Genomic DNA, 12,108 nt, shown 5'->3' with positions numbered 1-12,108 from the left:
TATTCCAAATCTACCAACTAATCATACAAAAAAAGAGTAGATAGATTTGTTTTTTACACAAATCTATCTACTCTCCCATAGTATATTTTATCTATAATGGAAGTTTGTCATGGATTTTCTTCATTATATTAATAATAGGGTTAATATTTATACCAATGATTCCAATAATATCAGCTTCAATAATAGCTGTTGCTATAACATTTGTATCATCAAGATTTAAGCATAAAAATATAGTAACTACAGTTGTTGGTATGATAGCATTTTTATTAATTATGATGCTTTCAATGAATATGCAAAATTATATTAATGAATTTATTGCAAATAGTGACTCAATAGTAAAAGGACTATCTAGCATATATCTACCAGCAATGTATTTAAAAGAAGCTTTAGTAAATTATGATATATTTGCTTTAATAAAGTTTATACTAATATCAATAGTTCCATTTTTAATATTTATTTTGGTATTTAGTAAGACATTTAAAGTTATAAATGGGAAATTATCAGAAAGCTATAAAAAGGCAAATTATAAGGTGTCAAGGTTAGAAGCAAGCAGTGTAATAAAATCATTGATTACGCAAGAACTAAGAAGATACTTTGCAACACCTATTTATGTTATGAATACAGCGTTTGGGATGGTATTATTAGTTGCAGCATCCATTGCAACGTTATTTGTAAGTAAAGAAACGTTAGTGGAATTTTTGGGGTATCCTGAGATAGCTAATATGATTCCAGTTGCAATATTAGTTTTCTTAGTATTTACTATTGGACTATCTTGTACAACAAATTCATCAATATCATTAGAAGGAAATAGGTTATGGATATTAAAATCATTGCCAATAGAACCTAATGATATCTTTAAGGGTAAAATAATAACTAATTTAATAATAACAATTCCAGCATCAATTATAGCAAATGTATTTTTTTATATAGGATTAAAGTTTGATATAAAGTATTTAATATTTAACTTAGTAATTAGTATAGTATTTGCAATTGTATCAGCTATATTAGGAATAATAATTAATTTATATTTTCCAAAGATGGAGTGGACAAATCCAACAACAGTAGTAAAGCAAAGCGCAAGTGTAATGATTACTATTTTGGGAATATTGATATTAATATTAGTAGTTGTAGCAGTATCAGTTGTATTAGTTAAAGTATTCAATATTACAAATATGATGATTATTTTAAGTTCAGTATTAATTATATTTTTAATAGCTTTATTTGTTTCAATTAAGGTATTGAATAATATAGGTAGTGAAAAGTTTAATAGATTATAGAAGAGTTGCCTCTGTGGAATATTCATTTTTTAGAATATTCTATTGAGGTAATTTGCTTATATTTATATAGTGTTGGAAGGATTAAGCATAGAGTATATAATATACTTAAAGAATAAATTGAATTTTGATATTTATAAAATTAGATTTGAATTCATATGCAAATAGATTAAGAGGTTTAATTATAGATGAGTATATCTAGGGGTATATATAATGAATTGATATATAGAATAGGAGAAAATATGGGAATAACATGTATTTTAATAGCAATAATTATTGTTTTAATAGCTGTTATTATAGGATATAAAAGAGAGTTTAGAAGAATAAGTAAGCAAATTAATAATAATTTAGATGAATATGCAAATATAAAAACCAAATCTGTAGATAAAGATGTAGAAGGTTTAGTGGAAGATATAAATCTAATATTTGACTCAAAACAAAAGATTGTGGCAGAAAAAAACAAAAATGAAGAAGAATTAAGAGCTAGTATATCGAATATGTCACATGATTTAAGAACACCATTAACATCAATAATGGGATATTTGCAAATGATAAGATTAGAAGGCATATCAGAAGAGGAAAAAAATGAGTATATAGATATTGTAGAAAATAGGGCAAAATCATTGCAGCATCTTATTAGTAGCTTTTATGATTTATCTAGAATAGAGGGAAATGAGTATAACTTTAATTATAAAAAGGTAAATTTAAAAAACATATTATGCGAAAATATAGCTGCATTTTACAATGATTTTATTAATAATAATATTAATCCGATTATTGAAGTAGATGAAAATGTTAGAGATATTATATCAGATGAAGGAGCTATTACAAGAATTTTTACTAATTTAATAGGAAATATGATTAAACATGGTGAAAGTTATGTAAAAATTACTTTGAAACAAAAGGATGATGTAATAATAACAGAGTTTATTAACAAGACAACAGCTTTAACAGAAGAAAATGTGGATAAATTATTTGATAGATTTTATACTGTGGATAAATCAAGAAGTGATAGAAATACAGGATTAGGGTTGTATATAACTAAGGTCTTAGTAGAAAAATTGGGATATAGTATAAATTCCACTTTAAAAAACGAAGAATTAATAATACAAATTTTATGGAAATAAGATAAAAATAGTTATAATTAATGCAAGCAAATTTAAAGAAAAGTATTTGCTTGTATTTTTTTATAAACAGATGATATACAAGAAAAAAATATTATTGAGAATTTAAGTAAGTATGTTGGATGATGCAAAGATATAAAAACCAAATTATAATCGTATAAATATTAATCATGAATTTTATTGACAATAAATTTCAATAAACCTAAAATATAATAAAGAGAATATTTGTTCGAGATTAAAGAAAAGAAATTATGACAAAAATAAAATAATGAAGTATATCGAAGAGGGTAGAAAAATGAAAGATAAGATTATAGTAAAAGGTGCAAGAGTACATAATTTAAAAAATGTTTCCTTAGAAATTCCCAGAGATAAATTAATAGTATTTACTGGATTATCTGGTTCAGGTAAATCTTCTTTAGCATTTGATACGTTATATGCTGAAGGACAAAGAAGATACGTTGAATCTTTATCTGCTTATGCAAGACAATTTTTAGGGCAAATGAATAAGCCTGATGTTGACTATATTGAAGGTTTATCACCAGCAATATCAATAGATCAAAAAACAACTAGCAAAAATCCAAGATCTACAGTGGGGACAATTACTGAGATTTATGATTACTTAAGATTGCTATATGCAAGAATAGGTATTCCACATTGTCCTAAATGTGGAAAGGTAATAAGTCAGCAGTCTGTTGATCAAATTGTGGATCAAGTAATGGCTCTTGGGGATAGAACTAAAATTCAAGTTTTAGCTCCAATTATAAGAGGAAAAAAAGGGACTCATGAAAAAATATTAGATAATATAAAGAAAAATGGATATGTAAGAGCAAGAGTAGATGGCGAAATATATGAATTAGCTGAAGATGAAATAAAACTTGAAAAGACTAAAAAGCATAATATTGAAGCAGTTGTTGATAGGCTTGTAATTAAAGAAGGAATTGAAGGTAGATTAAGTGATTCACTAGAAGCTGCATTAAAATTAGCAGAAGGTCTAGTTATAATAAATGTAATTGGTGATAAAGATATATTATTTAGTGAAAATTTTGCATGTGCTGATTGTGGAATTAGCATACAAGAATTTGAACCAAGAATGTTTTCATTTAATGCACCATATGGAAAATGTGACAAATGTGATGGTTTAGGAACTTTAATGGAAATAGATCCAAACTTAGTAATTCCGAATAAAAACCTAAGTGTTATGGAAGGGGCTATAGCTACTTGGGGAGAAGGAAGACTAAAGGAAGATTCATGGACATATGCTATACTGCAAGCATTAAGTAAAGAGTATGATTTAGATTTAAATAGGCCAGTAAAGGAATTATCTAAAGAACATTTAGATTTATTATTATATGGAACTAATGGACATAAGTTATCTGTTATTTATACTAAGGATGGAGTAAAGGCAAAATACGCATATTCTTATGATGGAGAAATTAATTCACTTATAAGAAGATATAAAGAAACTAACTCAGATGTTATAAAAGGTGAAATAGAACAATATATGAGCAACAATGCTTGTCCGAAATGTAAAGGGGCTAGACTTAACAAAGAAGTTTTAGCGGTTACTATTGGAGATAAAAATATATATGAATTTACTAAAATGTCAATTAAGGAAGAGCTTGAGTTTATAAATTCAATTACATTATCTGAAAAGGAAAGAATTATAAGTGATCAAATAGTAAAAGAAATAAAAAGCAGATTACAATTCTTAGTTAATGTTGGATTAGACTATTTAAATCTTTCAAGAAGTTCAGGAACTCTTTCTGGTGGGGAAGCACAAAGAATTAGACTTGCTACTCAAATTGGATCAGCATTAATGGGAGTTTTATATATACTAGATGAACCTAGTATTGGATTACATCAAAGAGATAATGATAAATTAATTCAAACTTTAAAAAACTTAAGAGATGTAGGAAATACAGTTATAGTTGTTGAGCATGATGAAGATACTATGAGAGAAGCAGATTATATAGTAGATATAGGACCAAGAGCAGGAGAACATGGTGGTCAAATAATTGCAGCAGGTCCAGTTGATGAAATTATGGCATGTAAAGAATCAATTACAGGTCAATATTTAACAGGAGAAAAATCAATTAAAGTTCCTGAGGTAAGAAGAGAAGGTAATGGAAATTTTATTACTGTAACTGGTGCTAAGGAAAATAATCTTAAAAATTTAAATGTTAAATTCCCATTAGGAGTTTTAACAATGGTTACAGGTGTTTCAGGTTCTGGTAAGAGTACATTAGTAAATGAAATACTTTATAAAGGATTAAATAAAATAATTAATAAGAGTAAAAACCCAACTGGTGCGTTTAAAGATATCACAGGATATGAAAATATTGATAAGATTATAGATATTGATCAAAGTCCTATAGGCAGAACTCCACGTTCAAATCCAGCAACATATACAGGTACATTTGACATAATAAGAGAATTATTCTCACAAACTCCAGAGGCTAAGATGAGAGGATATAAGCCAGGAAGATTTAGCTTTAATGTAAAAGGTGGAAGATGCGAAGCATGTTCTGGTGATGGAATAATAAAAATAGAAATGCAATTCTTATCTGATGTATATGTTCCATGTGAAGTATGTAAAGGAAAGAGATATAATAGAGAAACTCTTGAAGTTAAATATAAAGGTAAGAATATTGATGATGTCTTAAATATGACTGTAGAAGAGGCATTAGAATTCTTCGAAAATATTCCAAGGATAAAAAATAAGATTCAAACACTAAAAGATGTAGGATTAGGATATGTTAGATTAGGTCAACCTTCAACTCAATTATCAGGTGGTGAGGCTCAAAGAATTAAGCTTGCATTTGAATTATCAAAGAGAAGTACTGGAAAGACTTTATATATTTTAGATGAACCAACAACAGGACTTCATGTAGATGATGTTAGTAGATTAGTTGAAATACTACAAAGATTAGTTGAAGCGGGAAATACAGTTGTTGTTATAGAACATAATTTAGATATGATAAAATGTGCCGATTATATAATAGATTTAGGGCCAGAAGGTGGAGATAAAGGTGGTACATTAGTAGCGCAAGGAACACCAGAAGAAATAGTTAAAAACGACAAATCACACACAGGGAAATATCTTAAGAAGTTATTAAGTTAGTCTTAGATGACTTGTTATTTTTTACAATAAGATTTAATATATAATGGTAAATATACGTTAATTTGAGGTGAAGGTATGAGTTTTGGAAAGTTGGTTACTTTTACATTTGGTATAGTTTTCATAATTTTATTATATGTCATTATATATTATGCGTTAAAGATAATGTATAAAGATGTTAAGACTGGTGGAAAAGCAAGAAATAATAGCTCAGGTATAAGATATGGTATTGAGGTTATTCAAACTGGAGTTAATTCTACATTAGAACAGGGGTCAGTAGTTCCTATAAGAGGAATTATTACATTAGGTAGAAAGCCAGAAAATACAATAGTATTAACCGAGCCTTTTGTATCAGGTAACCATGCAAAAATATATGCTAAAAATAATAATTTATATGTTGAAGACTTAAATAGTACCAATGGTGTATATGTAAATAATGAAAGAATACAGGAAAAGTATAAGCTAGTTGCTGATGATGAAGTAAAAATAGGAAGTGCTATTTTTAAAGTTTTAAAGTCAGGCAGATAATAGAGGTGATGATATGAAAGCAATAAAGCGAGAAAAAAGATTACTTAGATTAGTATATCTGCTATGCTTACTACTTTTCACAGCATTAGGTTTTTTACAACAACCTTTTGACAAATTTGCATTAATAATGGGGGTAGTCTTATGTGTATTAATAGGCTATTCCCACTTTGTAATTAGAAGGTTTTATCCAGATGGCGATAAATTTATTTTAATTTTTGCAAGTGTATTAGCAGTAGTAGGAGTAGCAACATTATATAGAATAAATACAGTTACAGCTATTAAACAATTAGTTTGGATATCTTTAGGAATAATAGCCTATATATTGATAGTAGTAATATTGCCAGACTTAAAGAGTTTTGTAAAATATAAGAATATATATATGATAATAACTTTAATATTAATGCCATTAGCATTAATATTCGGTACAGAATTATATGGGGCAAAGAACTGGATAATAATAGGACCGATATCTTTTCAGCCTTCAGAATTTGGAAAGATTGCATTAGTATTATATTTAGCAGCTGCATTATCAAGTTATGAAGCTAAAAATAACTTTAAAGGAGATGCCAAGCAATTATGGCAACCAGCATTAGTTGCAGGGTTTTCAATGGGGTGTATGGTGCTTCAAAGAGATTTAGGAAGTGCCTTAATATTCTTTGGTATTTCAATAACATTACTTTATGTTGCAACATCAAAGAGAAAATATGTATTTACTGCTTTAGGATTAGCAGCTATAGGATCAGTAGCTGGATATGCTATGTTTGGGCATGTAAGAGAAAGAGTTAAGATTTGGTTAGATCCATGGAAGTATGCATTAGGATCATCTTATCAAATAGTTGAAGGAATGTATTCTATTGCTGCAGGCGGACTTTTTGGAGTTGGATTAGGGCAAGGTCATTTTGAAAATTTGCCTGTTAAAGAAAGTGATATGATTTATGCAATTATATGTGAGGAATTTGGAATAATTTTTGCAATTGGATTAATGATAATATATTTCCTATTATTTTATAGAGGTATAAGAGCAGCATTTGTTACAAAAGACAGTTATTCACAATTGATTGCAGTTGGTTTTAGTACAATGATAGCATGTCAAACATTAGTTATAATAGGAGGAATATTTGCTGTTATCCCATTAACAGGTATAACATTGCCTATTATAAGTTATGGTGGTTCATCAGTATTAACAATATTCTTTGCATTAGGAATATTACAAAAAATATCAGAGGAGGCATAGGATATGAATGATTTAGCAAAAAGTGTTAAGCATGTAATGACAGTTTTCTTAGTTTTCTTTATAGCATTGATATCCTATATTGCATATTTTCAGCTAATTAAAAGTCCTAAAATTAATGAAATGGCAGGTAACACAAGGGTTATAGCTAAAAAGAATGAAGTTTTAAGAGGAACCATTTATGATAGAAATGGGACTGCATTAACTACAAGTGAAAGGTTAAATCAAACTTCACAAAAAAGAGATTATTTATATGGTAATTTATATGTGCATGCATTAGGTTATACAAGTGCTGTATATGGAACTACTGGTCTTGAAGAAGAGTATGATAGTGAATTAACTACTTATAATGCTTTTGGTAATAATTTCAGAAAGTTCTTAGATACTATTGATTTAAATGGGTTAGTAGAAAATATAAAGAGCGATAAGGAAAGTACAGGAAGCTTTAACTTTACAGAGAATTTTAAAGAATTTAAAGATAAGATAGATTTTAGCTTACTAACAGAAGAAGACGCTAAGGTAGGAAATGGAGTTGTAACTACATTAGATACAACACTTCAACAAGTGGCATCAGATGCATTAGGTAATAATAAAGGTGCTGTAGTTGCATTAGATCCTAAAACAGGAGAAATATTAGCAATGGTATCAAAACCAACATTTAATCCTAATAATTTAGCAGATGAAATGAATGCAGCTAATAGTGGAAGTGGAGAAGACTCACCGTTAATAAATAGGGCAATCAATGGATTATATCCTCCAGGATCTGTATTTAAGACTGTAACATTAACAAGCGCATTAGAAAATATTCCATCAGTAGTTGATAGAACTTTTAGTGATGAAGGAAAAATTAAATTTCCTGATGGAAGATCTTTAAGTAACTTTGGAAATAATGCTTATGGTTCAATAGACTTAAAGCAAGCATATAAAGTATCAAGTAATGTTGTATTTGGTACATTAGCTATGGAATTAGGAAATGATGCACTTAAATCTACTGCAGAGGATTATGGATTCAACTCTGTAATAAAAGGGCCAGGTATATCTATAACTGCAAGTAGATTTCCATCTTTAGATAGTTCAGAAATTGGGAATATAGCACAAAGTGGTATAGGCCAAAGTAGTGTTTTAGCAACACCTATGCAAATGGCTTTAGTTGCAGCTACAGTTGGAAATGATGGAGTAATGATGCAGCCTAAACTTGTTAAGGCTATAGTAGATAAAGATCAAAATGTAGTTAAAACTATTGATGATAAACAATTAAAACAAGTCATGTCTAGTGATATAGCAGAAACAATACAAGATTATATGGTTAATTTAGTTAACAGTAATTTAAGTAAGTGGCCAGCATTTGAAGGAACTAATGCTGGAGGGAAAACAGGTACTGCTGATTATACTTTACCAGATGGTAGCGAAGCAACACCACATAGTTGGTTTATATCAGTAGCACCAATGGACGATCCACAAATAGCAGTTGCAGTAATTGTTGAAAATGGTGGAACTGGTTCAGGTAAAGCAGCAACTGTTGCAAGTAAAGTTGTAAGACAGGCGGTTTTAGGCTATTAAAATAAATAAAAAAATTATGTGCTAATATAAGAGTTAAGGGGGACAAAAGCAAGCTTAAGTATAATTAAGTTTAGGTTTGCTTAGAGTAACCTTTAACTCTTAATTATTATCTACTAAACTAAAGAGGGGAGGATTCTAAAATGTTTGATTTTGAATATCATTTAAAGAATTTACCAGATAAACCTGGAGTATATTTAATGAAAAATTCTTTAGGGGAAGTAATTTATGTAGGAAAAGCAAAAATACTAAAAAATAGAGTTAAAAGTTATTTTCAAAACTCAAAAAATCATTCTGAAAAGGTGCGTGTAATGGTTAAAAATATTTCCGAATTTGAGTATATTGTTACAGATTCAGAAATGGAGGCTTTAATTTTAGAGTGCAACTTAATAAAAAAGTATAGTCCTAAGTATAATATTCTGCTAAAGGATGATAAGTTTTATCCATTCATAAAAATAACTATAAAAGATGATTATCCAAGGGTGTTTGTTACTAGAAATTTTGCTAAGGATGGAAGCAAATATTTTGGACCTTACACTAATGGGGCAGCAGTTTATGAAACTATTAATTTAATATATAAGATATTTCCATTAAGAACTTGTAAACTTGCAATAAGAGAAAATGGAGAGAAGGTAAGACCTTGTTTGAATTATCATATTAAAAAATGCTTTGGGCCATGTGGTGGCCATATTACTAAAGAAGAATATGGGAAGATGATTAGTGATATAATAGATGTTTTAAGTGGTAAAGAAACTTATGTAACTAAAATGCTAAAGGATGAAATGGAAAGAGCCGCTGAAGAATTAGAATTTGAAAAAGCAGCAGCATTGAGAGATAAAATATTATCTATAGAAGCTATAGTTGAAAAGCAAAAGATTTTTAAAACTATGGAAGGTGACGAAGATTTTATTAATATAGAGCAAGATGAAAAAGATAGTTGTATTCAAGTATTTTTCTCTAGAGATGGTAAGATAATCGGAAGAGAGCATTTCATATTTGAAAATACTGCAAATGAAGGAATTGGTGAAATAATAGAAGAATTCATAGCTACCTTTTATGGAGGAACAGCAAAGGTACCGAAAACTATTTTTGTACCAGAAATTAATGAGTTAGAATTAATGGAAGAATATTTGACCATAAAAAGGGGTTCTAAGGTATGGATTAAAGTACCACAAAAGGGACAAAAGAAAGATATGCTTGAAATGGTTAAAAATAATGCACAAATTACCTTAGAAAAGTTTAAAGATAAATATTTAAAAGATAAAGAATTAAATAGAGTTTCTTTATTAGAACTTCAAGAGCTATTAAGTTTGGATGAATGGCCTTCTAGAATAGAAGCATATGATATTTCTAATATACAGGGTGTAGATTCTGTTGGAACAATGATTGTATTTGAAGAAGGAAGAGCAAAGAATAGTGATTATAGAAGATTTAAGATAAAAACAGTTAAGGGTGCCAATGATTATGATAGTATGCGTGAAATATTAACTAGAAGATTTAATCATGGGTTAGATGAAATAAAAGCTATTCAACAAAGAGATTTAAAGCTATCAGCAGGAAAATTTTCAACATTTCCTGATTTAATAATGATGGATGGTGGAAAAGGTCAAGTTAATATTGCTTTAGAGGTGTTAAAATCGTTAAATATAGATATTCCAGTTTGTGGACTAGTTAAGGATGATAAACACCAAACAAGGGGGATAGTATATAATAATAAAGAGCTGATTATAAATAGAGGATCAAATTTAATGCAGCTTATTAGAAGAATTCAAGATGAAGTGCATAGATTTGCAATAACATATCATAGAAGCTTAAGAGATAAAAGAACTTTACATTCAATTTTAGATGATATACCTAATGTTGGAGAAAAAAGAAGAAGAGCATTATTAATGAAGTTTGGAAGCGTTGATAACATAAAGAAGGCAACGATAGAAGAACTTTTAGATACACAATCTATAGATAAAAAATCAGCACAAAGTATTTATAATTACTTTAATGGTAATAATTAAAGCTAAATCACTTGTTTAATAGTATAAATTAATTTATACTATTAAATTGTAAATATTTTATAATTTTAAGGAGCTTGTCATGAATAAATACGATAAATTTGTAGGGTTGTTTGGGAAATTTTATGATGAAAATGATATTAAGATAGATGAGAAACTAAGTAGTTATGTTAATTTTAAAGTTGGTGGGCCAGCAGATATATTATTGATTCCAAAATCAAAAGAGCAGGTAATAAAGAGTGTTGAAGTTTGTAAGGAAAACAAAATTCCTTTTTATTTAATAGGAAATGGTTCTAACATACTAGTTAGAGATGGTGGATTTAGAGGTGTTGTAATTTCTTTAAAAGAAGTTAACACTATTATTGTAGATGGAGATAAAATAGAAGCAGAGTGTGGAGCTATGCTTAAAGCAGTTTCTGATAAAGCTATGGAAAATTCATTAACTGGATTTGAATTTGCTTGTGGAATTCCAGGAACTATAGGTGGAGCCGTATTTATGAATGCAGGTGCTTATGATGGAGAAATAGCTCATGTTATAGAAAGTGCTGAAATAATTGATGAAGAGTGCAATATTGTAAGACTTTCAAATAAGGATTTAGACTTTGGATATAGATCATCAATAGTTATGAAAAAAGGATATACAGTATTATCAGCTGTGTTTAAATTAGAAAAGGGGCAAGTAAAGACAATAAAAGAGTTGGTTGATGATTTAACAAATAAAAGAGAATCAAAACAACCACTTGAATATCCATCAGCAGGAAGTACATTTAAGAGACCTACAGGGTACTTTGCAGGAAAACTTATTCAAGATGCAGGCTTAAAAGGTTATTCTATAGGAGGAGCAGCAGTTTCTGAAAAACATTCAGGATTTGTAATCAATAAAGGAAATGCTACAGCTAAAGATATAACTGATTTAATAAAATATATTCAAGATGAAGTTAAGAGACAATTTGGAGTAGAGCTTCATCCAGAAGTTAGAATAATTGGTGAAGAGTAAAAGGTTGCCTTAGGGCAACTTTTTTTATGCCTAGATTTACTCAATTAAGTCGTGTAAAAGCAAAGTTGTTTTGATATAAGTGAGCCTCCAAATTTTATATTTGGCAAGGCAAACTTACTCATTCGACGAATATGAGAAGGAGTTTCATTAAAAATAATTCGTGAAGGTTTCTAAATATTACATTTAGTTAATTAAATCGTGTAAAAGCAAAGTTGTTTTGATATAAGTGAGCCTCCAAATTTTATATTTGGCAAGGCAAACTTACTCATTCGA

At 28.7% G+C, this 12,108-nt stretch carries 8 protein-coding genes; all 8 read left to right on the top strand.

Going from position 1 to position 12,108, the window contains the following annotated elements; translation table 11 throughout:
• The first annotated feature begins 155 nt into the window (after positions 1 to 155).
• The 8 genes from ABUA17_RS08930 to murB all read left to right on the top strand — a co-directional run bounded on the left by ABUA17_RS08930 (position 156) and on the right by murB (position 11,835).
• Complete coding sequence (locus ABUA17_RS08930) at positions 156 to 1,277, top strand: ABC transporter permease (protein WP_349817985.1); 1,122 nt, start codon at positions 156 to 158, stop codon at positions 1,275 to 1,277.
• Between the two features lie 185 nt (positions 1,278 to 1,462).
• The gene (locus ABUA17_RS08925; protein ID WP_242833235.1) at positions 1,463 to 2,401 is read left to right on the top strand and encodes a sensor histidine kinase; all 939 of its coding nucleotides are present in this window, start codon (positions 1,463 to 1,465) and stop codon (positions 2,399 to 2,401) included.
• A gap of 292 nt (positions 2,402 to 2,693) precedes the next feature.
• Positions 2,694 to 5,519, top strand: coding sequence for an excinuclease ABC subunit UvrA (gene uvrA, locus ABUA17_RS08920; RefSeq protein ID WP_042397671.1), 2,826 nt, complete (start codon positions 2,694 to 2,696; stop codon positions 5,517 to 5,519).
• A 75-nt stretch (positions 5,520 to 5,594) separates the two neighbouring features.
• The gene (locus ABUA17_RS08915; RefSeq protein ID WP_042397669.1) at positions 5,595 to 6,044 is read left to right on the top strand and encodes an FHA domain-containing protein; all 450 of its coding nucleotides are present in this window, start codon (positions 5,595 to 5,597) and stop codon (positions 6,042 to 6,044) included.
• A gap of 13 nt (positions 6,045 to 6,057) precedes the next feature.
• Positions 6,058 to 7,278, top strand: a complete 1,221-nt coding sequence (locus ABUA17_RS08910) for an FtsW/RodA/SpoVE family cell cycle protein (RefSeq protein ID WP_042397666.1) — start codon at positions 6,058 to 6,060, stop codon at positions 7,276 to 7,278.
• Between the two features lie 3 nt (positions 7,279 to 7,281).
• Positions 7,282 to 8,835, top strand: a complete 1,554-nt coding sequence (locus ABUA17_RS08905; RefSeq protein WP_042397664.1) for a peptidoglycan D,D-transpeptidase FtsI family protein — start codon at positions 7,282 to 7,284, stop codon at positions 8,833 to 8,835.
• 140 nt (positions 8,836 to 8,975) lie between these two features.
• Positions 8,976 to 10,841 (top strand): excinuclease ABC subunit UvrC, encoded by a 1,866-nt coding sequence (gene uvrC / locus ABUA17_RS08900; protein ID WP_195948915.1) that lies wholly within the window; start codon positions 8,976 to 8,978, stop codon positions 10,839 to 10,841.
• Positions 10,842 to 10,920: 79 nt separating this feature from the next.
• Positions 10,921 to 11,835 carry a UDP-N-acetylmuramate dehydrogenase gene (murB, locus tag ABUA17_RS08895; protein WP_042397657.1) on the top strand — a complete coding sequence of 305 codons (915 nt, stop codon included), beginning with the start codon at positions 10,921 to 10,923 and terminating at the stop codon, positions 11,833 to 11,835.
• The last annotated feature ends 273 nt before the right edge of the window (positions 11,836 to 12,108 follow it).

Source organism: Clostridium sp. RTP31139st1_H3_RTP31139_211217 (assembly GCF_040227035.1).
Lineage (GTDB): Bacteria > Bacillota > Clostridia > Clostridiales > Clostridiaceae > Clostridium > Clostridium saudiense.
This window is presented reverse-complemented; position numbering and strand designations above follow the sequence as displayed.